The organism is Agrobacterium sp. 22-223-1, assembly GCF_053522385.1.
This window is the reverse complement of record NZ_JBNWCN010000006.1, coordinates 351,767-374,754: the sequence shown is the minus strand read 5'-3', so window position 1 is coordinate 374,754 and position 22,988 is coordinate 351,767. Positions and strand designations below refer to the sequence as shown.

Below are 22,988 nucleotides of genomic sequence, written 5' to 3'. Positions count from 1 at the left end.
GTGGATTTCCCCGGCGGCTTTTTTGTTTCTCAGGACTGCTGACGGTTTCAGGCCGCCTGTTTAGCCTTCAGTTCCAGACGGCGGCGGTGCAGAACCGGCTCGGTGTAGCCGTTCGGCTGTTCACGGCCCTTCAGCACCAGTTCGACAGCCGCCTGAAATGCCACCGATCCGTCGAAATCGGGTGCCATCGGCAGATAGGCCGGATCGCCGGCATTCTGCGCATCGACCACGGCGGCCATGCGCTTCATGGTCTCGACGATCTGTTCCTGCGTCACCACACCATGGCGCAGCCAGTTCGCCATATGCTGCGCGGAGATGCGCAGCGTGGCGCGGTCTTCCATCAGCCCGATATTGTTGATATCGGGCACCTTGGAGCAACCAACGCCCTGATCGACCCAGCGCACGACGTATCCGAGAATGCCCTGCGCATTGTTGTCGAGTTCGCGCTGGATTTCTTCCGGCGTCCAGTTGGGACGCGGCGCGACCGGCACCGACAGAATATCGGCAAGCTTCGCACGGCCGCGGCTTTTCAAACCTTCCTGAACGGCAGCGACATCGACCTTGTGATAATGCGTGGCATGCAGCGTCGCCGCCGTCGGCGACGGCACCCAGGCCGTATTGGCGCCGGCCTTCGGATGCGCGATCTTCTGCTCCAGCATAGCCGCCATCAAATCCGGCATCGCCCACATGCCCTTGCCGATCTGCGCATGGCCGGAAAGGCCGCATTCGAGGCCGATATCGACGTTCCAGTTCTCGTAAGCCGCGATCCATGCCGCCTGCTTCATGTCGCCCTTGCGGATCATCGGACCCGCCTCCATCGAGGTGTGGATTTCGTCACCGGTACGGTCGAGGAAGCCCGTATTGATGAAGACGACGCGATCCTTCGCGGCGCGAATACTTTCCTTGAGGTTGACCGTGGTGCGGCGCTCCTCATCCATGATGCCCATTTTCATAGTGTTCGGCGCCATGCCGACAAGCTTTTCGACCCGGCTGAAAATTTCGTTGGCGAAGGCCACTTCCTCCGGCCCGTGCATCTTCGGCTTGACCACATACATGGAGCCGGCGCGGGAATTCTGACGTCGCCCCGATGGACCGACATCATAGAGGGCGATCAACGCCGTGACGACGGCATCCATGATGCCTTCGGGAACCTCCCGACCGTCCCTGTCAAGGATCGCCGGATTGGTCATCAGATGACCGACATTGCGCACCAGCATCAGGGAACGGCCCGGTAGTGTGAGCGCGGAACCGCTGGGAGCGGTATAATAACGATCCGGGTTGAGGCTGCGGGTAAAGGTCTTGCCGCCCTTGGAGACTTCTTCGGTCAGGTCGCCGCGCATCAGGCCAAGCCAGTTGCCATAAACCAGCACCTTGTCTTCAGCGTCGACGGCGGCAACCGAATCTTCGCAATCCATGATGGTCGTGAGCGCGGATTCGAGAATGACATCCGAGATTCCCGCCTTGTCGCCCTTGCCGATTTCGGTTGTGGGATCGATGACGATTTCGGTGTGCAAACCATTCTTGCCGAGCAGGATCGTTGCAGGCTTTTCCGCTTCGCCGCTGAAACCCTCAAACTGGGCTGCATCCTTGAGACCAGTCCTGGCGTCGCCGATAGCAAGCTGCAACAGGCCATCCTCGATCTTGAAACCGGTCACCTCGGACCAGCTTCCCGTTTCCAGCGGAGCGGATTCATCGAGGAAGTTTCGCGCCCAGGCAATGACCTTTTCACCGCGCTTCGGATTGTACCCCCTGCCCTTCTCCGCACCATCGGCGTCAGAAATAGCATCCGTGCCGTAAAGCGCGTCGTAGAGCGAACCCCAGCGGGCATTGGCCGCATTCAGCGCATAACGCGCATTCATGACCGGGACGACGAGCTGCGGGCCGGCGACGGCGGCGATTTCAGGGTCGACATTGCTGGTTTCCACCTGGAAGCCGGGACCTTCCGGCAGCAGATAGCCGATTTCCTTCAGAAAGCCCTCATAGGCATCAAAATCCGCCGGCGCGCCATTCTGCCGATACCAGCCATCCAGCTTTTCCTGCAGGGCGTCACGCTTTGCCAGCAATTCGCGGTTCTTCGGAGAAAGCTCGTGAACAATGGTCGAAAAACCTTCGAAGAACGCCTCGCCGTCCAGACCCGTGCCGGGCAGGACGTCGTCAGTCAAAAAGGCATAAAGCCTGTCATCGATGGAAAGACCGAATTTATTCGTGCGGCTCACATGCGCCTCCTCTATTCTGAAGGCACAGATTGGACGCGGAAACGGCCGCTCGTCAATTGCAGCGGACAGCCAAATATTATTTCCATTTCGGAAACAATGCGGGCGATAGTCGCCTTTTTCTACAAAAGCGCCTGCAAATCCTTGATGCGATCATTCACCAGCCAGCCGTAGTAGTTTTCTTCCGGCAACAGCGGCTGCTCCCCGCCTGCGGCGCGCTGGCGGTTCTTCTGGGCAAGCGCAGCGGCACGCTGCTGCGACCCGCCGACATTATAAAGCGTGGAGGTCACACCCGGATTTTTCGAAATATCCATGTCGGCAATAGATTTATAGTCGTCGATAGACTTGCGGATGGAGGCCGCCATGAAAGCGAGCGACCGGTCAGGGTCCATGATAGCGGTGTAGACGGCGGTGGCGTCGTTTTCATCCAGCTTCTCATAGCCCGAAGTTCTCGACACCATATCGGACAACATCAGCGCGGTCAGCGGGTTGATCTGGCCGAGGCCGAAGGTCTGGCCGGCATAGAAGGGCTGGAAAAACACAGCACTGAAACGGTTGTTCGGATAGGCGACACCATCGACCGTCTTGCCGCGGAAACTGTCTTCCCAGACATCTTCCCGACAGTTCCAGAGGCTGTAGGAATCCTTTTTCGACTGGCATTTGGCAAATTGCGAATGGGTCAGAAACTGCGCAATGGTTTCGTCCTTGTAGCCAAAACGGAAGCTGTTGCCCGCGTAAGAAGCCGCCTTGACGTAATAGGACTGCAGCCGGTCATAGGCGTCGACATTATAAGTGTGTTCGCCGACGATCGCGCCGATCATATGGATCGGATCGATGCCGTAGCGCCCGGCCGTCGACTTGATCTTGGCGATCAGCGCCTTGTCGGAGGACAAAAGATCGATGACCTTCTGGTATTTGCGCTCGAAAGAGGTGTTGGACGCTTTTGTTCTTTTTGCGGAAGCGCCGGGAACGCCGGGCTGTTCGGCATTGCGATTGCCTGGCGGAACGACCGTCGCGGCTTCGACGTAAGAAGACGCGGTGACGGTGAACGTCAAAGCAGCGGCAAATGCCAGAAGAGTTTTGCGCACGAGCGAATGCCTTTTCTCAAGCCTGCGGCTTCCGCCAGCGAAATACGCTGGGAAAACCGGATCATTCCACTAAAGCGGTTCCAACCGGAATGCAGCCCTTCCCATAAACAAAATGCGGGCTGAATGCGAGACAAGGCGGATAAAATAAAAGAGTGCGGCAAATATGGCCGCACTCTTCTTTCTCGTATCCCTGAAGTCTTCAGAGAATATAGCGGGACAAGTCCGTATCGGCGGCGAGATCGCCGACATGTTTGCGGACATATTCCTGATCGATCTTGACGGCGGAACCGCCGCGATCCGGCGCATTGAAGGAAATCTCGTCCAGAACGCGCTCCATCACCGTCTGCAGACGGCGCGCACCGATATTCTCGACCGACGAATTGAGATGAACGGCCACATCGGCCAGAGCATCGATTGCATCATCGGTGAAATCGAGGTCGAGTTCTTCCGTCGCCATCAGCGCCTTGTACTGGCGGATGAGGCTCGCTTCCGTCTCCGTCAGGATACGGCGGAAATCCTCCTTGGTCAGCGGCTTCAGCTCGACGCGGATCGGCAGACGGCCCTGAAGTTCGGGCAGGAGGTCCGAAGGCTTCGCCACATGGAAGGCGCCCGATGCAATGAAGAGGACGTGGTCAGTCTTCACCGGCCCGTATTTCGTCGAAACCGTCGTGCCTTCGACAAGCGGAAGCAGATCGCGCTGAACGCCTTCACGCGAGACGCCGGCACCCATGCCGCCGTCGCGGGCGGCGATCTTGTCGATTTCGTCGAGGAAGACGATGCCGTCATTTTCCACCGACTTCACCGCCTCGCGCTGGATCATTTCATTGTCGAGCAGCTTGTCGGATTCATCGCGGATAAGATCGGCATAGGATTTCGATACCGTGGTGCGCACTTTCTTGGTGCGTCCGCCCATGGCCTTGCCGAACATTTCCGACAGGTTGAGAACGCCGATATTGGCGCCCGGCATGCCGGGAATTTCGAAACCGGGCATGCCCGAGCCACTATCCGCCACCTCGATGTCGATTTCCTTGTCGTCCAGTTCGCCGTCGCGCAGCTTCTTGCGGAAGCTTTCACGCGTGCCGGGCGATGCGGTTGCGCCAACCAGCGCATCGAGCACCCGTTCCTCAGCGCTCTGATGCGCCTTGGCCTGCACTTCGGCACGCTTCTTTTCACGGACGAGGCCAATGCCGATCTCGACCAGATCGCGGATGATCTGTTCGACATCGCGGCCGACATAACCGACTTCGGTGAACTTGGTCGCCTCGACCTTGATAAAGGGTGCACCGGCCAGCTTGGCAAGGCGGCGGGAAATCTCCGTCTTGCCGACACCGGTCGGCCCGATCATGAGAATGTTTTTCGGCATGACTTCATCGCGCAGGCTCTCATCGAGCTGCTGGCGGCGCCAGCGGTTACGCAGCGCAATCGCCACCGCACGTTTGGCCTCATGCTGGCCGATGATGAAGCGGTCGAGTTCCGAGACGATTTCCCGGGGAGAAAAAGTGGTCATTCTATCCTCTCGGCTTTCCTGTTCCGGCCGGCCATTCCGGCCCGGCCCACAGGACCCTTGGGTGAGAAACTAGCTTATTCGGCGTCGAGCGTTTCGACGACGAGATTGTGGTTGGTATAAACGCAGATATCGGCGGCGATATCGAGCGACTGGCGCGCCACCTCTTCCGCCGATTTGTCCGTGTCCATCATGGCGCGGGCAGCCGCGAAGGCGTAATTGCCGCCGGAACCGATGGCAATCGCGCCATGTTCCGGTTCCAGCACATCGCCATTGCCGGTGATGGCGAGCGTGGTGGATTTATCAGCCACCAGCATCATGGCTTCGAGATTGCGCAGATATTTATCCGTGCGCCAGTCCTTCGCAAGCTCTACAGCTGCACGCATCAGCTGGCCAGGATATTGCTCGAGTTTCTTTTCAAGACGATCAAGCAACGTGAAGGCATCCGCCGTCGCACCGGCAAAACCGGCAATCACTTCGCCCTTGCCGATGCGGCGAACCTTGCGGGCATTGCCCTTCATGACGGTCTGGCCAAGGCTTACCTGACCATCGCCAGCCATGACGACCTTGCCGCCCTTCCTGACTGTAATAATTGTTGTCATCAAACACCTGTCTGCCCTGCCGGGCCTGCGGTTAACGGGCCGGGATGCGGCCCTTCTCGGGTTCTATGTAAGTTTGCTTTTCACGATTGCAATCTTCGAGGCGACGCACCGTTTTGAGCATGTCAGGCAAGACGATGGAACAACTGGATATTTGTGTCCCGTGCTGATAAGGAACGGCGACATTTTCACGGAGCGGCCAAAATGGCAGAACGTAAAGGCGAGATTATCCGCAAGACCAACGAAACCTCGGTTTCGGTGCGCGTGGATATCGACGGCACCGGCAAATCGAAAATTTCCACCGGGGTGGGATTTTTCGACCATATGCTGGACCAGCTCAGCCGCCATTCGCTGATCGATATGGAGATCGAGGTTCAGGGCGACCTGCATATCGATGACCATCACACTGTGGAAGATACGGGCATTGCCATCGGCCAGGCCATTGCCAGAGCGCTGGGCGACCGGCGCGGCATTACCCGTTATGCCTCGCTCGATCTTGCCATGGACGAGACGATGACCAAGGCCGCCGTCGATATTTCCGGCCGGCCCTTTCTCGTATGGAACGTAAATTTTTCCGCGCCGAAGATCGGCACCTTCGACACGGAACTGGTGCGCGAGTTCTTTCAGGCGCTGGCGCAGAATGCCGGCATCACATTGCATATCCTGAACCATTACGGCGCCAACAACCATCATATCGCCGAAACATGCTTCAAGGCCGTTGCCCGCGTTCTTCGCACGGCAACCGAGATCGACCCCCGGCAGGCAGGCCGCGTTCCCTCCACGAAGGGCATGCTGGCCTGACGCCAAAGCTGTCAGGAAGCCCATGACAAGCTATCTCGTTCTGGAAGCCCCCAACGGGCCGGACAGGGACCACAAGACGACCCGCTTTGTTGCAGACCGTTTCGTCTGGCTGGCTCTCATTGCGCCCTGGCTATGGCTCGCCATCAACCGCCTGTGGCTGGCAACGGCGGTGGTTGTAATCGCGCTCCTTCTGGCCGGCCAGGTCTCGATATTAGCCGGATTCGAACCGGTTGGCATTCTCTGCGGTTTCGCCATCGGGCTCATCACGGCACTGGAGGGACGCGATTTTCTCGTCCGGCACCTGATCCGCAAAGGCTGGACGCTGATTACAGTCGTTTCCGCCCCTGATCTTTCGAGCGCCGAAGACATATATTTCTCCGGTCTCTCCGAAAACACCGAGAGGGCGGAACAGCTGTCCCAGCCGGTCTGGACCCCTTCGCCGCAAAAGAGCGGCGACAAAAACTTCGTCAACGATCCCGCCGGATCGTTTCTTTTCGACTTGAATGGAAGGCGCTGACATGCGTGTCGCGATCATCGACTACGGTTCGGGCAACCTGCGTTCGGCTACAAAAGCTTTCGAGCGTGCCGCCCGCGAAGCCGGCATCAATGCAACCATTGATCTGACCGACAAGCCGGATCACGTCGCCTCGGCGGATCGCATCGTTCTGCCGGGCGTCGGCGCCTACGCGGATTGCCGCGCTGGTCTCGACGCCGTTCCCGGCATGCATGACGCACTTATCGAAGCCGTGGAGAAAAAGGCCCATCCGTTCCTTGGTATCTGCGTCGGCATGCAGCTAATGTCCTCGCGCGGGCTGGAAAAGACTGTCAGCAACGGCCTTGGCTGGATCGAAGGCGATGTCGTTGAAATGACGCCATCCGATCCCAGCCTCAAAATTCCGCAGATCGGCTGGAACACACTGGAAATTCGCCACGCCCACCCGCTGTTCGACGGCATCAAGACCGGCGCGGACGGGTTACACGCCTATTTCGTGCATTCCTATCATCTGGCCGCCAAGCACTCGACGGATGTCATCGCCACCACCAATTACGGTGGCGCAATGACGGCTTTCGTCGGTCGCGACAATATGGCGGGGGCGCAGTTCCACCCGGAAAAAAGCCAGACGCTCGGCCTTGCCCTGATTTCCAATTTCCTGCGCTGGAAGCCCTGACATGATTCTTTTTCCCGCAATCGACCTTAAAGACGGCCAGTGCGTTCGCCTGAAACTCGGCGATATGGAGCAGGCCACCGTTTACAACGAGGACCCCGGCGCACAGGCCAAGGCCTTCGAGGATCAGGGCTTCGAATGGCTGCATGTTGTTGATCTCAACGGCGCCTTTGCCGGCCAGACGGTGAATGGCGAGGCTGTCGACGCCATTCTGAAAGCCACGAAAAACCCGGTGCAGCTTGGCGGCGGCATCCGCACGCTCGACCATATCGAGGCGTGGCTGAGCCGTGGGCTTGCCCGTGTCATTCTCGGCACCGTTGCGGTGCGCGACCCGGTTCTGGTCATCGAAGCCTGCAAGCGTTTCCCCGGTCAGGTCGCCGTCGGCATCGATGCCAAGGGCGGCAAGGTCGCTGTTGAAGGCTGGGCGGAAGCGTCCGAACTCGGCGTCATCGAACTGGCCAAACGCTTCGAAGGTGCCGGTGTCGCGGCCATCATCTACACCGATATCGATCGCGACGGCATTCTGGCCGGCATCAACTGGGCTTCGACGCTGGAACTGGCGGATGCCGTTTCCATCCCGGTCATCGCCTCGGGCGGTCTCGCCTCCATCGACGACATCAAGCGCATGTTGCAGCCGGATGCCGCAAAGCTCGAAGGCGCGATTTCCGGCCGCGCGCTTTACGACGGCCGCATCGACCCCGCCGAGGCGCTTGCCCTTATCAAGGCTGCAAAGGAGGTACGCGTATGACCCTCAAAGCCCGCGTTATTCCCTGCCTTGATGTGAAAGATGGCCGTGTCGTCAAGGGCGTGAACTTCGTCGACCTGATCGATGCCGGCGATCCGGTCGAGGCAGCGAAAGCCTATGATGCGGCGGGAGCGGACGAACTCTGCTTCCTCGACATCACCGCCTCTTCGGATAATCGCGACACGATCTTCGATGTCGTCTCGCGTACCGCCGATCATTGCTTTATGCCGCTGACCGTCGGTGGCGGGGTTCGCAGCGTCGCGGATATTCGCAAGCTGCTCCTTTGCGGTGCGGACAAGGTCTCGATCAACTCCGCGGCCGTCAAGGATCCGGATTTCGTGGCGCAGGCGGCCGACAAGTTCGGCAACCAGTGCATCGTCGTTTCCATCGACGCCAAGCGGGTTTCGAAGGATGGAGAAGAAGGCCGCTGGGAAATCTTCACCCATGGCGGACGCCAGCCGACGGGTATCGACGCCGTGGAATTCGCCATCAAGATGGTCGAACGCGGCGCCGGCGAATTGCTTGTTACCTCGATGGATCGCGACGGCACCAAGAGTGGATACGATATCGGCCTGACGCGCAGCATTGCCGATCAGGTTCGCGTGCCCGTCATCGCCTCAGGCGGCGTCGGCACGCTGGACGATCTGGTGGCGGGCGTGCGCGATGGCCACGCAACTGCGGTGCTCGCTGCCTCCATCTTCCACTTCGGCACCTATTCGATCGGGCAAGCCAAGACCTATATGGCCGAGCACGGCATCGCCATGCGTCTCGACTGATTGCAGGAATTTTCCATGAGCGCATTTTCCCTTTCCGATCTGGAACGCATCGTCGCGACCCGTGCCGCTGCCTCTCCTGACGAATCCTGGACGGCCAAACTTGTTGCGGCGGGCCAGGAGCGTGCGGCGAAAAAACTCGGCGAAGAAGCGGTCGAAGCCGTGATCGCCGCTATCGCGAAAGATCGCGACGGGCTGAAGAACGAAGCGGCCGATCTGATTTACCATCTGCTGGTGGTGCTGAAGATCGCAGACATTCCGTTGGACGACGTTTTTGCCGAGCTGGAGCGCCGGACGGGGCAAACCGGCCTTGCGGAAAAAGCGGCGAGGCCGACATCATGAATGTCGAGGCAGGCAGCGGGGAGAGAGGCATGCCGAGCACACTCGATCATTTCCGACCGGATGAATATTCGCCCTATCACTTCTTCAGTTCGGAAGAATGGTCGAAGTTTCGTGCCGATACGCCACTGACGCTTTCTGCCGACGAGGTCAAACGTCTGCGCTCGCTGGACGACCCGATCGATCTGGACGAAGTGCGGCGCATCTACCTGTCGCTCTCGCGCCTCCTGTCATCGCATGTGGAAGCGTCGCAGCTGCTGTTCGAACAGCGCAACCGCTTCCTCAACATGGCGGATGTCAACAAGACGCCCTTCGTTATCGGCATTGCCGGCTCCGTGGCGGTTGGAAAATCGACGACGGCACGTATCCTGAAGGAGCTTCTGGCCCGTTGGCCCTCAAGCCCCAAGGTCGATCTCATCACGACAGACGGATTTCTTTATCCGAATGAGGTTCTGCGGCGGGAAAACCTGATGGAGCGCAAGGGCTTTCCCGAAAGCTACGATATCGGCGCGCTCTTACGTTTCCTGTCGGCGATCAAGGCGGGCCAGCCGAATGTGAAAGCGCCGCGTTATTCGCACCTGACCTATGACGTTCTGCCGAACGAATTTACTGTCATCGACCAGCCTGATATTCTCATCTTCGAAGGCATCAACGTGCTGCAATCGCGTGACCTGCCGGCAGGCGGGCGGATCGTGCCGATCGTTTCCGACTTCTTCGATTTCTCGATTTATATCGATGCCGATGAGGGCCTTATTCACAACTGGTATGTGAACCGGTTCATGAATCTCAGGAAAACCGCCTTCCGCGATCCCAATTCGTTCTTCAACCGTTATGCCTCGATCAGCGAAGAGGCGGCGCTGAGCATTGCCGAAGGTCTCTGGCAAAACATCAACCTGAAGAACCTGCGGCAAAACATCGTGCCGACGCGCCCGCGCGCCGATCTTATCCTTCGCAAGGGCAAGAACCACCTGATCGACACAGTAGCGCTTCGCAAGCTGTGAAGATGCCGCGCGTGGCGGCATCTCCGGCGGTGAAAATCGCTACTATGCAAGGTCAGGAATACGCAGAACCTGTCCGGGATAAATCTTGTCGGGATGTGTCAGCATCGGCTTGTTGGCTTCGAAGATGATATTGTTCTTCGCGCCATTGGCCTTGCCGTACTGGGCTTCCGCAATCTTCCAGAGATTGTCGCCCTTCTTGACCGTGTAGAAGACAGGTTCTTTCGCCGGCGCCTCAGTCACTTTCAGCTCGCCGGCCTCGACCTTGGAAATGCCGAGCGTATTGCCGACCGCGATGACCGCCTTTTCGAAAACCGACTGATCGGCCACTTCGCCCTTCAGAACGACCTTGTCGTCCACCACCTCGACCTGAACCTTGTCCGTGCCGAGATCGTGGGAAGCGAGTTCCTTCTTGACCGCTTCGACATCCGGGGCATCATCGCCGCCGATACCGAGCTTCTTTCCCGCTTCCTTGATGAAATTGAACAGACCCATAGCACCCTCCTTGGTTGTAGGGAGGCTTACCAGACGATATTTGAAGCTCTATGACAAGGGTGAAACATTCGCCGTCTCACCGTCGCTTATTCGCCCGAGGGCTTGCCGCGCATTTTCTTGATATCGGAGCGATCGGACTTCGCCTTGAGGCGGCGCTCGACGGAGCCCTTGGTTGGCTTGGTGGCCTTGCGCACCGGCGGCGGAGGGGCGGCAGCTTCGAGGATCAGTTCCTTCAGCCTCTCGCGCGCGTCTTCGCGATTGCGCTCCTGGCTGCGAAACCGGCTCGCCTCTATCATCAGCACGCCGTCTTTCGACACACGCCTGCCACCGAGGCGCAGGGCATTGGTCTTTACCCGGTCCGGCAGGGAGGGCGAATTGGCTATGTCGAAAAACAGCTGAACCGCCGTCGAGACTTTGTTGACGTTCTGGCCGCCCGGCCCTCCGGCCAGCACGAATTGCTCCGTCAGCTCCCAGCCGGCGATGGTGATACGGTTGCTGATGTAAAGCGGGTCGCTGGCCATGATCTTTCTCCGCGCCGGTGATGCCATAGATCGGCAGGAATGGAAACAGCAGGCCAAACGAAAGAACCCGGCACAAGGCCGGGTCCCCTCCTCCTCATAAATGAGGCTTCATTCATTCAGCCGCGAGCAAAAGGCCCGGTGCAGCGTCGCGAACCTTGCTGTCGACGTGGTCTTCGAACTTGGTGAAGTTGGTGACGAACATCGACACCAGCTTCTTCGCCTGCGCGTCATAGGCTGCGCCATCGGCCCAGGTCGAACGCGGATCGAGGATCGCGCTGTCGACGCCATCCAGCGACAGCGGCACGGCGAAACCGAAATTCGCATCGGTGCGGAATTCCGCATTCTTCAGGTCGCCGGTCAATGCGGCGGTCAGAAGCGCACGGGTCGCCTTGATGGGCATGCGCTTGCCGACGCCGTAAGCACCGCCGGTCCAGCCGGTATTGACCAGCCAGCAATCGACGCCATGCTTGCCGATCAGCTCACGCAGCAGGTTGCCGTATTCCGCCGGATGGCGCGGCATGAAGGGTGCGCCGAAGCAGGTGGAGAAGGTCGCTTCCGGTTCCGTTACGCCCTTTTCTGTGCCGGCGACCTTTGCGGTGTAACCGGAGAGGAAGTGGTACATGGCCTGTTCCGGCGTCAGCCGGGCGATCGGCGGCAGCACGCCGAAGGCATCCGCCGTCAGCATGATGATCGTTTTCGGATGGCCGGCAATGCCCGTTTCCGATGCATTCGGAATGAAGTGCAGCGGATAGGCGCTGCGGGTGTTTTCCGTCAGCGAGTTGTCGTTGAAATCGGGAACGCGGTTTTCGTCCAGCACAACGTTCTCAAGAACCGTGCCGAAACAGCGGGTCGCGGCGTAGATTTCCGGCTCGGCTTCGGCCGAAAGCTTGATCGCCTTGGCATAGCAGCCACCTTCGAAGTTGAAGATGCCGTGTTCGCCCCAGCCATGTTCGTCATCGCCGATCAGCGTGCGCGACGGATCGGCAGACAGCGTGGTCTTGCCGGTGCCGGAAAGGCCGAAGAACACGGCGGAATCACCCTGCGGACCGACATTGGCGGAGCAATGCATGGGCATGACGCCCTTGGCCGGAAGCAGGTAGTTCAGCACCGTGAAGACCGACTTCTTGTTTTCACCGGCATAGGACGTGCCGCCGATGAGGACGAGGCCGTTGGTCAGATCGCAGGCGATGACGGTTTCCGAACGCACACCGTGACGGGCCGGATCGGCCTTGAAGCTCGGCAGGTTGATGATGGTCAGCTTCTGTTTGAAACCCGCCAGTTTTTCCCGCTTCGGACGGATCAGCAGATTGCGGATGAACAGCGAATGCCAGGCAAGTTCGGTGACGACGCGTGTCGGCAGAGCGTTTTCCTCATCGGCGCCGCCGATCAGATCCTGCACGTAAAGCGTCTTGCCGGCAGCATGGGCCAGCATGTCCTGACGCAGCAGCTCGAAATTTTCCGGCGAAAGCGGCTTGTTGTTGTCCCACCAGATGGTGTTCTCGGTGGACGCGTCGCGGACGACGAATTTGTCCTTCGGAGAACGGCCCGTGTGCTGGCCCGTGACGGCGCGCAGCGCGCCATCGATGGTCAGTTCGGCCTCGCCATTGCGGATCGCCTCTTCGTATAATTCGCTCTCGTTGAGGTTATAAAAGACGCGGGAGGCCTCGCCCAGTCCGAGTTCCGCAACTCCATTGGCAGGATTATGAACCCCAAGCTCGTTCATGACGCGTTCCTTGTTAATGACGATAAGGACGTTGAAATTTCCTCGGAAAATACGTGGCAGCTTTTGGAAACGCAAGAGCCGGACTTTAAAAAACTTAGTGATTTCAATATATTAATCGATTTAAAAGATTTTATTTCTTTTTAAATCGGTTGAAGGCGCATTAAAATCCAGCTGCGGCCTTTTCGCAAAATCCGCTCCCGCCTGAGCGGCGATTTCGGAGCGAGTTTTCCTTTGCCACAATTTGTTCCACCTTTATACTCAAGAGAGTGGCTCGCGGCGCACAACCTTGGCTGGGTGAATGTCGGGAGTTACGAGAAAATGACGATGGAGACCAACTACATGCAGACGATCGCGCTTGTCGACGACGACCGGAATATTCTGACTTCGGTATCGATCGCGCTCGAAGCCGAAGGCTACCGGGTCGAAACGTATACGGACGGCGCTTCCGCGCTTGACGGGTTGATCGCCCGTCCGCCGCAGCTCGCCATTTTCGATATTAAGATGCCCCGCATGGACGGCATGGAGCTTTTGCGGCGCCTTCGCCAGAAGTCGGATCTGCCGGTGATCTTCCTCACCTCCAAGGATGAAGAGATCGATGAATTGTTCGGCCTGAAGATGGGCGCCGACGACTTCATCACGAAACCCTTCTCGCAGCGCCTTCTGGTCGAACGCGTCAAGGCCATCCTGCGCCGCGCCAGCAGCCGCGAGGCTTCCGCCGCAACCGGCAGCGTGCTGAAGCCGACCGCCGACCAGCAGGCGCGCACGCTGGAGCGCGGGCAGCTTGCCATGGATCAGGAACGCCACACCTGCACCTGGAAGGGTGAGCCGGTGACGCTGACCGTCACCGAATTCCTCATCCTGCATTCGCTGGCGCAGCGGCCGGGCGTGGTGAAAAGCCGCGACGCGCTGATGGATGCCGCCTATGACGAGCAGGTCTATGTGGACGACCGCACCATCGACAGCCACATCAAGCGCCTTCGCAAGAAGTTCAAACTGGTCGATGGCGACTTCGATATGATTGAAACGCTTTATGGCGTAGGATATCGCTTCCGCGAAGCGGCCTGAACGGGCGCGCCAAACGGAAGGGACCACCCGAAGAGTGGTGGCGAGGACTAGAATACGTGTTGAAGAAAACGCCGGAAACCGTCTCGGATAGTGACGATGCCGAAGAACGCGGCAGCGAACGCCGCCATCGTATCCATCCGCTGACGATCATCCGGCGCATTTTCGGCAATGCGGTGTTTTCCAGCCTCACGCGCCGCATCCTCTTTTTCAACGTCGCGGCGACGGTGGTTCTGGTCGGTGGCATCCTTTATCTCAACCAGTTCCGCGAAGGGCTGATCGATGCGCGCGTGGAAAGCCTGCTGACGCAGGGCGAGATCATCGCTGGCGCTGTCTCCGCTTCCGCCTCGGTCGATACCAATTCGATCACCATCAATCCGGAAAAGCTGCTCGAATTGCAGGCGGGGCAGAGCATCACCCCTGCCCCCAATGACGAGGATTTAAGTTTCCCTATCAATCCGGAGCGGGTGGCGCCGGTGCTGCGGCGGCTGATTTCGCCGACGCGTACCCGCGCGCGGCTGTTCGATGCCGACGCCAATCTGCTGCTGGATTCCCGTCACCTTTATTCGCGCGGCCAGGTGTTGCGCTTCGATCTGCCGCCGGTGACGCCGGAAACCCAGACCTGGGGCGACTGGTTCACCAGCATGTTCAACCGCATGCTGCAGCCAAGCAGCCTGCCGCAATATAAGGAAGCGCCGGGGGGCGACGGCTCGATCTATCCGGAAGTGATGAATGCACTGACGGGTGTGCGCGGCGCAGTCGTGCGCGTCACCGAAAAGGGCGAGCTGATCGTTTCGGTGGCCGTACCGGTACAGCGCTTCCGGGCGGTGCTCGGCGTTCTGCTGCTCTCCACGCAGGCGGGCGATATCGACAAGATCGTGCATGCGGAGCGCCTAGCCATCATGCGTGTCTTCGGCATCGCCACGCTGGTCAATATCGTGCTGTCGCTGCTCCTGTCCTCGACCATCGCCACGCCGCTGCGGCGGCTTTCCGCTGCCGCAATCCGCGTGCGCCGCGGGGCGAGGACCCGCGAGGAAATACCGGATTTCTCGGCGCGTCAGGATGAGATCGGCAATCTTTCGATTGCGCTGCGTGAAATGACGACGGCGCTTTACGACCGTATCGACGCCATCGAAAGCTTCGCCGCCGATGTCAGCCATGAACTCAAGAACCCGCTGACCTCGCTGCGCAGCGCCGTGGAGACCCTGCCGCGCGCCAAGACCGAAGAGTCGAAACAGCGCCTGACCGAAATCATATTCCACGATGTGCGCCGTCTCGATCGCCTCATCAGCGACATTTCGGATGCCTCGCGACTCGACGCCGAACTGGCGCGCGCCGACGCCTCGCCGCTCGATCTCGATGTGCTGATGAAGGGGCTGGTAGACATATCCCGCCAGATAAGCACCAAGAAGAAAAGCGTGACGATCGACTATGTTGTCGACCGGAAAGCGGGCGCGAAAACCTCATTCGTGGTGAATGGCCACGACCTGCGTATCGGCCAGATCGTCACCAACCTCATCGAAAATGCGCGCTCCTTCGTTGCCGAGGAAAGCGGTCGCATCACCGTGCGCCTTTCCCGTCACAAGGATCGCTGCATCGTGCAGGTGGAGGACAACGGGCCCGGCATTCAGGCCGAGGATATCGACCGGATTTTCGAGCGCTTCTATACAGACCGGCCGGCGAGCGAAGGGTTCGGACAGAATTCCGGCCTTGGCCTTTCTATCAGCCGCCAGATCGCCGAAGCCCATGGCGGCAGTCTGCGGGCGGAAAACGTGGTCGACAAATATGGCGTGATTTCCGGCGCGCGCTTCACCCTGTCGCTGCCGGCGGCCGAAACCCATGAACGCTGAACGCTTCAACCTGCACGCCACCGCCATCACCGTTCAAGACACCGGCATCCTTTTCGTCGGACCATCGGGCAGCGGCAAAAGCGAGCTTGCCTTCAGCTTCCTGACGGAGGCGGAACGCTGCGGATTGCCGGCGGCGCTGATTGCGGACGATCAGATTTTCGTGTATCGCGATGGCGACAACATCATTGCCGAGCGGCCGGACGCAATCGCCGGCCTGCTGGAATTGCGCGGCAGCGGCATTGTTTCCGTCAAAAGCATTGCGCGCGCTCCACTACATTTTGCCGTTACGACAGTTCTTTCAGGGACAAATCCAAGACTTCCCGAAGATGACGAGGTGTTTTCCCTGCCATGCGGCGGGCATATCAGGCTTCTGCGCATTCCGCTCTCCAGTCTTACGCCCTATGGAAAATTTGCTGCACTTGCTCAGAATCTTTTTGAAACGAATGTGAAGTGACGATGATTCGGGCGATTTTAGGCTTGCGATTCGCATTTTCCTCATCAAGATGAAATCCCACCGATGGACAGGATTGCCGCGTTGCGATAGTCGGCAATGAGAGTGCGTGTGCAAGGGAGCATTTCATGATCGGACTAGTGCTTGTCACCCATGGCAAGCTGGCTGAGGAGTTTCGCCATGCGTTGGAGCATGTCGTCGGTCCCCAGAAATTGATCGAGACGGTCTGTATCGGTCCCGAAGACGACATGGATCAGCGCCGGCAGGATATCATCGACGCCGTTGCACGCGCCAATGACGGCAATGGCGTGATCATCCTGACGGACATGTTCGGCGGCACGCCTTCCAATCTCGCGATTTCCGTCATGAATAACGGCAATGTCGAAGTCATCGCAGGGGTCAATCTTCCCATGCTGATCAAGCTTGCCGGTGTTCGCAGCGAAGATAATATGGACAAGGCCCTTCAGGACGCATCCGATGCCGGCCGCAAATATATCAACGTCGCCAGCCGCGTTTTGAGCGGCAAGTGAGAAGTCAGCCCATGTCGCCATTCTCCCGGGAACTACCGATCATCAACAAACGCGGTCTTCACGCCCGGGCTTCTGCTAAATTCGTGCAGATGGTCGAAGGTTTCGACGCGACGATCACGGTTTCCAAGGATGGCATGACCGTTGGCGGCACCTCCATCATGGGCCTGATGATGCTGGCGGCAAGCCCCGGCTGCAGCGTTTATGTCGAGGCAAGCGGCAATCAGGCGAAAGAAGCGCTGGAAGCACTGGAGGCGCTTGTCGCCGACCGCTTCGGCGAAGAAGCCTGAGCCGGCACCATATAAAGACATAAAGACTTCTTTATATCATCATTGCCAGATCGTTCGTGGCCTGCTAAACCGCTGCTACGTTTAAGAGCCGGGCCGCAAGGCGCGGCGTTTCTGATCTGGAGAACTTCATGAGCCTTGAGAAGGACTACATCGTCGCCGATATCAACCTTGCCGCATTCGGCCGCAAGGAACTGGACATCGCCGAAACCGAAATGCCGGGCCTGATGTCCTGCCGCAAGGAATTCGGCGAAAGCAAGCCGCTGAAGGGCGCACGTATCACCGGTTCGCTTCACATGACGATCCAGACCGGCGTTCTGATCGAGACGCTGAAGGAACTCGGTGCGGATATCCGCTGGGCGTCCTGCAATATTTTCTCGACGCAGGATCATGCGGCGGCGGCCATTGCGGCAGCCGGCATCCCGGTATTCGCCGTCAAGGGTGAAACCCTGACGGAATATTGGGAATATACCGACAGGATCTTCCAGTGGGCCGATGGCGGCCTCTCCAACATGATCCTCGACGATGGCGGCGACGCCACCATGTACATCCTGCTCGGCGCACGCGCCGAAGCCGGTGAGGACGTTCTTTCCAACCCCGGTTCGGAAGAAGAGGAAATTCTCTTCGCGCAGATCAACAAGCGCCTCAAGGCTTCGCCCGGCTGGTTCACCAAGCAGCGTGACGCGCTGAAGGGCGTCACGGAAGAAACGACGACCGGCGTTCACCGTCTTTACGATCTCAGCAAGAAGGGCCTGCTGCCCTTCCCGGCGATCAACGTCAATGACAGCGTCACCAAATCGAAGTTCGACAACAAATACGGCTGCAAGGAATCGCTGGTGGACGGCATTCGCCGCGCAACCGACGTGATGATGGCCGGTAAGGTTGCCGTGGTCTGCGGTTACGGCGATGTGGGCAAGGGTTCTGCCGCCTCGCTGCAGGGCGCCGGCGCCCGCGTGAAGGTCACCGAAATCGACCCGATCTGCGCGCTTCAGGCCGCCATGGATGGTTTCGAGGTCGTTCGTCTGGAGGACGTGGTTTCCTCCGCCGATATCTTCATCACCACCACCGGCAACAAGGACGTGATCCGCATCGAGCATATGCGCGAGATGAAGGACATGGCCATCGTTGGCAATATCGGCCACTTCGACAACGAGATTCAGGTCGCCTCGCTGCGTAACCTGAAATGGACGAACATCAAGCCGCAGGTCGACATGATCGAGTTCCCGAAGGGCAACCGCATCATCCTTCTGTCCGAAGGCCGCCTGCTGAACCTCGGCAACGCCACCGGTCACCCGTCCTTCGTTATGTCTGCGTCCTTCACCAACCAGGTGCTGGGCCAGATCGAGCTCTTCACCAAGCAGGGCGAATACAAGAACGAAGTTTACGTGCTTCCCAAGCACCTCGACGAGAAGGTCGCGCGCCTTCATCTCGAGAAGCTCGGCGTGCGCCTGACCGAACTTTCCGACCTGCAGGCAGATTATATCGGCATCTCGAAGGAAGGTCCGTTCAAGGCCGAACACTACAGATATTAATTTCATAGTTAATATCCACTGAAATTACACAATATCTAGATGCCGCGCGCTTGACAAAGCGCGCGGCATCTTTTTTGCGCGCTCCCTTTTCGCAGATTTATGAAGGCGGTATTGTCATCATACTTGATTCGGACACGCCAAAGGGCGGCGGGGACGAAATGGGATGTCTTGTCGAAGATGCGGCACATAGGACGGAGACAGACCGGGGATGTCGGTTCAAAATTCGGATCTGCGCGAGCAGACAGTTCAACGCGTTGAAAACACGCAAGCGGGCGTGGCATTGAGCGCGGCTCTTGCGCGTTGCCGGCAGGTCGTCAGTGCGGTTCAGACAGGCTTTGCGAGGCTTCCTGTCCTGATGTCGGGCACGGTTCTGGCCGGCTCCGCAAGCGTGGCGCTGGCGCAAGACGGCCTTGTGGCAAAGACCGGCGCGCGGTTGTTCTCATCCGGAGAAACCATCACCTATTCGCTTTTCGTCGGCATGCTTTCGGCAACGCTGTTTTCCGTCGTCTGGCTTGTGCGCCAGCGCGGTAATATCGAGGCGGAAAGCAGCGAATACCGACAGGCGCTTGCCCAGTCCCACCACAAGATCGCGAAATACGAGGCGCTGATTTCCGACAAGAGCCGCCGCATCGTCATCTGGGACGGCGCAGACAAACGGCCCGAATTTCTGGGACAGCTGCCGGCCGAGACGGGTGTGCCGCTGGCGGATCAGGATTTTCTGGCCTTTGGCCGCTGGCTGAAACCGGCATCCGCAAGCCAGCTTGAAAAATCCATCGAAAAACTCCGCAGCCATGCCCAGAGTTTCGACCTGACCATCGAGACGCAGCGCGGCGAAGTCATTGAAGTGCAGGGCCGGGTTTCCGGCGGAAACGCCTTTGCGCGGTTTATTGCCCTCAACAATCTGCGCGCCGAACTCGCTGAATTGCAGGTGGAGCGCGAGCGCCTGATCGCTTCCGTCTCGACCTTTCAGGAACTTCTCGATTCCATCGAGCAGCCCGTCTGGCGGCGCAATGGCGAAGGTGACCTCATCTGGGTCAACCACGCCTATGCACAGGCGGTGGATGCACGTGACACCGAACAGGCCGTTCATGAAAAACGCGAACTGCTGAACACGGTTACCCGGCAGAAGATACGCGCGGCCGCGACACCGGAATCGCCCTATCACGACCGTATTTCGACGGTGGTTTCCGGAAACCGCACCTTCTTTGACGTCGTCGACATCAAGACGGCGGGTGGGTCTGCCGGCATCGCCATCGATGCCACCGAGGCCGAGACCATCGGCGAGGAACTCAAGCGGGTTCTGAAGAGCCACGCCGAAACGCTCGATCATCTGGCAACGCCTGTCGCCATTTTCGACGGCCGGCAGCGGCTGCAATTCTACAATCAGGCTTTTGCGGCTCTCTGGGGTCTCGATCTCGTTTTCCTCGAATCCAGCCCTGACAATTCCGAGCTTCTGGACAGGCTGCGCACCGCCGGCAAATTGCCGGAGCAACTGAACTGGAAGAACTGGAAGGAGACGGCGCTTTCCGTCTACCGTTCGCTGGATACCAAGACCGATCTCTGGCACCTGCCGAACGGCCAGACGCTTCGGGTTATCGCGACGGCCCATCCGCAGGGCGGCGCAACCTGGGTTTTCGAGAACCTGACCGAGCAGGTCGATCTGCAGATGCGCTACAACACGCTGGTAAAGGTGCAGGGCGAAACCATCGACCATCTGGCCGAAGGTGTGGCCGTGTTCGGCGCCGATGGGCGCATTCGCCTGTCCAACCCGGCATTCCGGGCGCTCTGGGGCGTGACCGCGGAACAGGCCGAGACCGGCACCCATATCCGCGCCATCGAAACCGCCTGCACGCAATCCTATGACAGGCCGGATGGCTGGCGCGCCTTCAGCCAGTTCATCACCAGCTTCGACGATGAGCGGCCGTCGCGGCAGGGCACGCTGGAACTGCTTTCCGGCCTAGTGCTCGACTACGCCATCATTCCGCTGCCGGATGCGCAGACCATGCTGACCTTCGTCAACATGACCGACAGTGTGCGGGCCGAGCGGGCGCTGAAAGAAAAGAACGACGCGCTTCTGAAGGCCGACGAGCTGAAGAACGATTTCGTGCAGCATGTTTCCTACGAGCTGCGCTCACCGCTGACGAATATCATCGGCTTCACCGACCTCCTGAAAACGCCCGGCATCGGCCAATTGACGGAACGGCAGGCGGAATATCTCGACCATATTTCCACGTCATCCTCGGTGCTCCTGACCATCGTCAACGATATTCTCGATCTCGCCACCGTCGATGCCGGCATCATGCAGCTCAATTATTCGGAAAACGATCTGAACGAATTGCTCGACGATGTTTCGGTGCAGATCGCGGACCGGCTGCAGGAGAGCGGTATTTCGCTCGAGATCGTTGCACCCGCCCATCTCGGCAGTCTGGTGGCCGATCACCAGCGGCTGAAGCAGATTCTCATCAAGCTCCTGACCAATGCGATCAATTTCGCACCCGAAGGTTCCTCCGTGCAGCTTTCCTGCCAACGTAGCGAAGGCGACTTCGTGTTCTCGGTGGCGGATAAGGGTCCGGGCATTCCTGAGGACATGCTGAAGAGCGTGTTCGACCGCTTCGCGACGCGCGGCAATGGCGGGCGGCGAACCGGTGCGGGGCTTGGCCTTTCCATCGTTGAAAGCTTCGTCAGCCTGCATCATGGCACCGTCAGCATCGACAGCCGGCCCGGCAACGGCACCATCGTCACCTGCCGCATTCCTTCCGGCACACGGCCGCATTCCATCGCCGCAGAATGAGCGAAGACATCTTGCCGATCACCATTCCCCTTGCGGGAGAAAAGGACACCATCAGGCTCGGTGAAGACCTTGCGCTGGCTTTGAAACCCGGCGATTGTCTCGCACTCATCGGCGATCTTGGTGCCGGCAAATCGACGCTTGCCCGCGCCTTCATCCGGGCAATGGCGGACGAGCCGGATCTTGAAGTTCCAAGCCCTACCTTCACGATCGTCCAGACCTATGCCGCCCGCATTCCAGTCGCCCATCTCGATCTCTACCGACTTTCGGATGTTTCGGAACTGGACGAACTCGGCATCGATGAGATGCTGGAGGATGGCATCTGCCTGATCGAATGGCCGGATATGGCCGCCGAGATTCTGCCGCCGGAGCAGACCGTCACGCTCCGGCTGACGCATTCCGGCGAAGGGCGGCTCGCCTCCATCGAGGCTCCGGCAAAGCTAAAAGCACGACTTGAACGGGTTTTCGCCATCCGCAGCTTCCTCGCGAAAAATGGCCGGGGCGACGCGGCCCGGCGCTTTCTGAGCGGTGACGCCTCAACACGCGCCTATGAGACCGTTTCCACTGACGGCCCGAACCTTATCCTTATGGATTGGCGCCGCCCCCTCAAGGGTGCGATCATTGCGGATGGCAAGACCTACGCGGAAATCGCCCATCTTGCCCAGGACGCCCGCTCCTTCGTCGCGATCGGCAATTATCTTCGAAACAACGGCCTTTGCGCCCCCGAGATTCTGGCGGCGGATATCGATCAGGGTATTCTGTTGCTGGAGGACCTCGGGCGGGATGGGGTACTTGCGCCTGACGGAACGCCGATAGAGGATCGCTATCTGCAAAGCGTCGCCTGCCTTGCCGCACTCCATCAGGCCACGCGACCCGGCCTGCTGCCGGTGGGTGACGGCAGCGCCTATGAGGTTCCCCCGTTCGACCGCCAGGCGATGAAGATCGAGGTTTCGCTGCTGGCGGAATGGTATCTGCCGCATAAACGCGGCAAGCCCCTCACCGATAGCGAAAAGAGCGACTATTACGCTCTATGGGACAGGCTGATCGACGCGCTCGCCGACTGCGAAACCGGCCTTCTGCTGCGCGATTTCCATTCACCCAACCTTATATGGCAGTCGCAAAACAGCGGCGTCCGGCAGGTCGGCCTGATCGATTATCAGGACGCGATGATCGGTCCGAGCGCATACGATCTTGCCTCCATCGTGCAGGACGCCCGTGTCACCATCTCACCCGAATTGCAGGCGCGCCTGCTTTCGCACTATCTCGACAGCAGAAGAAACGCGCCCTCTTTCGATAAGGCTGCTTTCCTCAAGGCTTTCGCCATCATGTCGGCGCAACGCAACTGCAAGCTCGCCGGTATCTGGGTGAGGCTGTTGGAACGGGACGGAAAACCCGGTTATATGAAACATATGCCGAGGACGTTCCGCTATCTCAGTGCAGCGCTTTCGCATCCGGAACTCGCACCGCTCAAAGACTGGTGCCTGCGCATGGGCATGGAATTCGACGACTGAAAGACGGTTGACCAC

Annotated in this window: 22 protein-coding genes; 15 read left to right on the top strand and 7 right to left on the bottom strand. The window is 59.1% G+C overall.

The genetic code is table 11. The features are described from left to right. Positions 1–47 precede the first annotated feature (47 nt). The 4 genes from ACQZ60_RS22655 to hslV all read right to left on the bottom strand — a co-directional run bounded on the left by ACQZ60_RS22655 (position 48) and on the right by hslV (position 5,407). On the bottom strand, positions 48–2,216 hold the full coding sequence (locus tag ACQZ60_RS22655; protein ID WP_448736161.1) for a malate synthase G: 2,169 nt from the start codon (positions 2,214–2,216) through the stop codon (positions 48–50). 119 nt (positions 2,217–2,335) lie between these two features. Next, positions 2,336–3,301: a DUF1402 family protein gene (locus tag ACQZ60_RS22650; protein WP_448736160.1), complete on the bottom strand. Its 966-nt coding sequence runs from the start codon at positions 3,299–3,301 to the stop codon at positions 2,336–2,338. 199 nt (positions 3,302–3,500) lie between these two features. Continuing rightward, complete coding sequence (hslU, locus tag ACQZ60_RS22645) at positions 3,501–4,808, bottom strand: ATP-dependent protease ATPase subunit HslU (protein WP_003521199.1); 1,308 nt, start codon at positions 4,806–4,808, stop codon at positions 3,501–3,503. 74 nt (positions 4,809–4,882) lie between these two features. Then, positions 4,883–5,407: an ATP-dependent protease subunit HslV gene (gene hslV, locus ACQZ60_RS22640; protein WP_003521197.1), complete on the bottom strand. Its 525-nt coding sequence runs from the start codon at positions 5,405–5,407 to the stop codon at positions 4,883–4,885. 201 nt (positions 5,408–5,608) lie between these two features. Here hslV and hisB point away from each other — a divergent pair, with 201 nt between their 5' ends. From hisB to coaA, 7 genes are read left to right on the top strand one after another with little or no spacing between them, the layout of a single operon-like run. After that, on the top strand, positions 5,609–6,205 hold the full coding sequence (gene hisB, locus ACQZ60_RS22635) for an imidazoleglycerol-phosphate dehydratase HisB (RefSeq protein ID WP_003521196.1): 597 nt from the start codon (positions 5,609–5,611) through the stop codon (positions 6,203–6,205). A 22-nt stretch (positions 6,206–6,227) separates the two neighbouring features. Further along, complete coding sequence (locus ACQZ60_RS22630; protein ID WP_448736159.1) at positions 6,228–6,722, top strand: DUF2628 domain-containing protein; 495 nt, start codon at positions 6,228–6,230, stop codon at positions 6,720–6,722. A gap of 1 nt (position 6,723) precedes the next feature. Next, entirely contained in the window at positions 6,724–7,374 is a 651-nt protein-coding gene (gene hisH, locus ACQZ60_RS22625; protein WP_174057580.1) for an imidazole glycerol phosphate synthase subunit HisH, read from the top strand. Position 7,375: 1 nt separating this feature from the next. Then, the gene (gene hisA / locus ACQZ60_RS22620) at positions 7,376–8,119 is read left to right on the top strand and encodes a 1-(5-phosphoribosyl)-5-[(5-phosphoribosylamino)methylideneamino]imidazole-4-carboxamide isomerase (protein ID WP_448736158.1); all 744 of its coding nucleotides are present in this window, start codon (positions 7,376–7,378) and stop codon (positions 8,117–8,119) included. After that, positions 8,116–8,892 (top strand): imidazole glycerol phosphate synthase subunit HisF, encoded by a 777-nt coding sequence (gene hisF / locus ACQZ60_RS22615; protein WP_142912865.1) that lies wholly within the window; start codon positions 8,116–8,118, stop codon positions 8,890–8,892. Before hisA ends, hisF begins: the two co-directional genes overlap by 4 nt. Positions 8,893–8,907: 15 nt before the next feature. After that, positions 8,908–9,231: a phosphoribosyl-ATP diphosphatase gene (locus ACQZ60_RS22610; RefSeq protein ID WP_448736157.1), complete on the top strand. Its 324-nt coding sequence runs from the start codon at positions 8,908–8,910 to the stop codon at positions 9,229–9,231. After that, the gene (coaA, locus tag ACQZ60_RS22605; RefSeq protein ID WP_020808714.1) at positions 9,228–10,229 is read left to right on the top strand and encodes a type I pantothenate kinase; all 1,002 of its coding nucleotides are present in this window, start codon (positions 9,228–9,230) and stop codon (positions 10,227–10,229) included. The genes ACQZ60_RS22610 and coaA overlap by 4 nt, the downstream gene beginning before the upstream one ends. A 42-nt stretch (positions 10,230–10,271) precedes the next feature. Here coaA and lysM read toward each other — a convergent pair whose 3' ends face one another. The 3 genes from lysM to ACQZ60_RS22590 form a co-directional block, all read right to left on the bottom strand. Then, on the bottom strand, positions 10,272–10,721 hold the full coding sequence (gene lysM, locus ACQZ60_RS22600; RefSeq protein WP_020808713.1) for a peptidoglycan-binding protein LysM: 450 nt from the start codon (positions 10,719–10,721) through the stop codon (positions 10,272–10,274). 86 nt (positions 10,722–10,807) lie between these two features. Continuing rightward, positions 10,808–11,242 carry an alternative ribosome rescue aminoacyl-tRNA hydrolase ArfB gene (gene arfB, locus ACQZ60_RS22595; protein WP_448736156.1) on the bottom strand — a complete coding sequence of 145 codons (435 nt, stop codon included), beginning with the start codon at positions 11,240–11,242 and terminating at the stop codon, positions 10,808–10,810. Positions 11,243–11,354: 112 nt separating this feature from the next. Beyond that, on the bottom strand, positions 11,355–12,965 hold the full coding sequence (locus ACQZ60_RS22590; RefSeq protein ID WP_448736155.1) for a phosphoenolpyruvate carboxykinase: 1,611 nt from the start codon (positions 12,963–12,965) through the stop codon (positions 11,355–11,357). A 339-nt stretch (positions 12,966–13,304) separates the two neighbouring features. Between ACQZ60_RS22590 and chvI the strand changes: the two genes are divergently transcribed. From chvI to tsaE, 8 genes are all read left to right on the top strand, one after another. Beyond that, positions 13,305–14,030: a two-component system response regulator ChvI gene (gene chvI, locus ACQZ60_RS22585; protein ID WP_003505377.1), complete on the top strand. Its 726-nt coding sequence runs from the start codon at positions 13,305–13,307 to the stop codon at positions 14,028–14,030. A gap of 56 nt (positions 14,031–14,086) precedes the next feature. Continuing rightward, positions 14,087–15,877 (top strand): two-component system sensor histidine kinase ChvG, encoded by a 1,791-nt coding sequence (gene chvG / locus ACQZ60_RS22580; RefSeq protein WP_035264114.1) that lies wholly within the window; start codon positions 14,087–14,089, stop codon positions 15,875–15,877. Beyond that, on the top strand, positions 15,867–16,331 hold the full coding sequence (locus ACQZ60_RS22575) for an HPr kinase/phosphorylase (RefSeq protein ID WP_448736154.1): 465 nt from the start codon (positions 15,867–15,869) through the stop codon (positions 16,329–16,331). Before chvG ends, ACQZ60_RS22575 begins: the two co-directional genes overlap by 11 nt. A gap of 125 nt (positions 16,332–16,456) precedes the next feature. Continuing rightward, positions 16,457–16,858: a PTS sugar transporter subunit IIA gene (locus ACQZ60_RS22570; protein ID WP_003505374.1), complete on the top strand. Its 402-nt coding sequence runs from the start codon at positions 16,457–16,459 to the stop codon at positions 16,856–16,858. 11 nt (positions 16,859–16,869) lie between these two features. Continuing rightward, positions 16,870–17,145: an HPr family phosphocarrier protein gene (locus ACQZ60_RS22565; RefSeq protein ID WP_003521181.1), complete on the top strand. Its 276-nt coding sequence runs from the start codon at positions 16,870–16,872 to the stop codon at positions 17,143–17,145. 128 nt (positions 17,146–17,273) lie between these two features. Further along, the gene (ahcY, locus tag ACQZ60_RS22560) at positions 17,274–18,674 is read left to right on the top strand and encodes an adenosylhomocysteinase (RefSeq protein WP_035264116.1); all 1,401 of its coding nucleotides are present in this window, start codon (positions 17,274–17,276) and stop codon (positions 18,672–18,674) included. Between the two features lie 208 nt (positions 18,675–18,882). Further along, positions 18,883–21,465 (top strand): ATP-binding protein, encoded by a 2,583-nt coding sequence (locus tag ACQZ60_RS22555; protein ID WP_448736153.1) that lies wholly within the window; start codon positions 18,883–18,885, stop codon positions 21,463–21,465. Then, positions 21,462–22,973 (top strand): tRNA (adenosine(37)-N6)-threonylcarbamoyltransferase complex ATPase subunit type 1 TsaE, encoded by a 1,512-nt coding sequence (tsaE, locus tag ACQZ60_RS22550; RefSeq protein ID WP_035264118.1) that lies wholly within the window; start codon positions 21,462–21,464, stop codon positions 22,971–22,973. Before ACQZ60_RS22555 ends, tsaE begins: the two co-directional genes overlap by 4 nt. The last annotated feature ends 15 nt before the right edge of the window (positions 22,974–22,988 follow it).

What these genes read in the sequence shown, in the direction of transcription:
- hslU (WP_003521199.1), bottom strand. Translation starts at nt 4,808, where the DNA reads ATGACCACTTTTTCTCCCCGGGAAATCGTCTCGGAACTCGACCGCTTC.
- hslV (WP_003521197.1), bottom strand. Translation starts at nt 5,407, where the DNA reads ATGACAACAATTATTACAGTCAGGAAGGGCGGCAAGGTCGTCATGGCT.
- hisB (WP_003521196.1), top strand. Translation starts at nt 5,609, where the DNA reads ATGGCAGAACGTAAAGGCGAGATTATCCGCAAGACCAACGAAACCTCG.
- ACQZ60_RS22630 (WP_448736159.1), top strand. Translation starts at nt 6,228, where the DNA reads ATGACAAGCTATCTCGTTCTGGAAGCCCCCAACGGGCCGGACAGGGAC.
- hisH (WP_174057580.1), top strand. Translation starts at nt 6,724, where the DNA reads ATGCGTGTCGCGATCATCGACTACGGTTCGGGCAACCTGCGTTCGGCT.
- hisA (WP_448736158.1), top strand. Translation starts at nt 7,376, where the DNA reads ATGATTCTTTTTCCCGCAATCGACCTTAAAGACGGCCAGTGCGTTCGC.
- hisF (WP_142912865.1), top strand. Translation starts at nt 8,116, where the DNA reads ATGACCCTCAAAGCCCGCGTTATTCCCTGCCTTGATGTGAAAGATGGC.
- ACQZ60_RS22610 (WP_448736157.1), top strand. Translation starts at nt 8,908, where the DNA reads ATGAGCGCATTTTCCCTTTCCGATCTGGAACGCATCGTCGCGACCCGT.
- coaA (WP_020808714.1), top strand. Translation starts at nt 9,228, where the DNA reads ATGAATGTCGAGGCAGGCAGCGGGGAGAGAGGCATGCCGAGCACACTC.
- lysM (WP_020808713.1), bottom strand. Translation starts at nt 10,721, where the DNA reads ATGGGTCTGTTCAATTTCATCAAGGAAGCGGGAAAGAAGCTCGGTATC.
- arfB (WP_448736156.1), bottom strand. Translation starts at nt 11,242, where the DNA reads ATGGCCAGCGACCCGCTTTACATCAGCAACCGTATCACCATCGCCGGC.
- ACQZ60_RS22590 (WP_448736155.1), bottom strand. Translation starts at nt 12,965, where the DNA reads ATGAACGAGCTTGGGGTTCATAATCCTGCCAATGGAGTTGCGGAACTC.
- chvI (WP_003505377.1), top strand. Translation starts at nt 13,305, where the DNA reads ATGCAGACGATCGCGCTTGTCGACGACGACCGGAATATTCTGACTTCG.
- ACQZ60_RS22575 (WP_448736154.1), top strand. Translation starts at nt 15,867, where the DNA reads ATGAACGCTGAACGCTTCAACCTGCACGCCACCGCCATCACCGTTCAA.
- ACQZ60_RS22570 (WP_003505374.1), top strand. Translation starts at nt 16,457, where the DNA reads ATGATCGGACTAGTGCTTGTCACCCATGGCAAGCTGGCTGAGGAGTTT.
- ACQZ60_RS22565 (WP_003521181.1), top strand. Translation starts at nt 16,870, where the DNA reads ATGTCGCCATTCTCCCGGGAACTACCGATCATCAACAAACGCGGTCTT.
- ahcY (WP_035264116.1), top strand. Translation starts at nt 17,274, where the DNA reads ATGAGCCTTGAGAAGGACTACATCGTCGCCGATATCAACCTTGCCGCA.
- ACQZ60_RS22555 (WP_448736153.1), top strand. Translation starts at nt 18,883, where the DNA reads ATGTCGGTTCAAAATTCGGATCTGCGCGAGCAGACAGTTCAACGCGTT.
- tsaE (WP_035264118.1), top strand. Translation starts at nt 21,462, where the DNA reads ATGAGCGAAGACATCTTGCCGATCACCATTCCCCTTGCGGGAGAAAAG.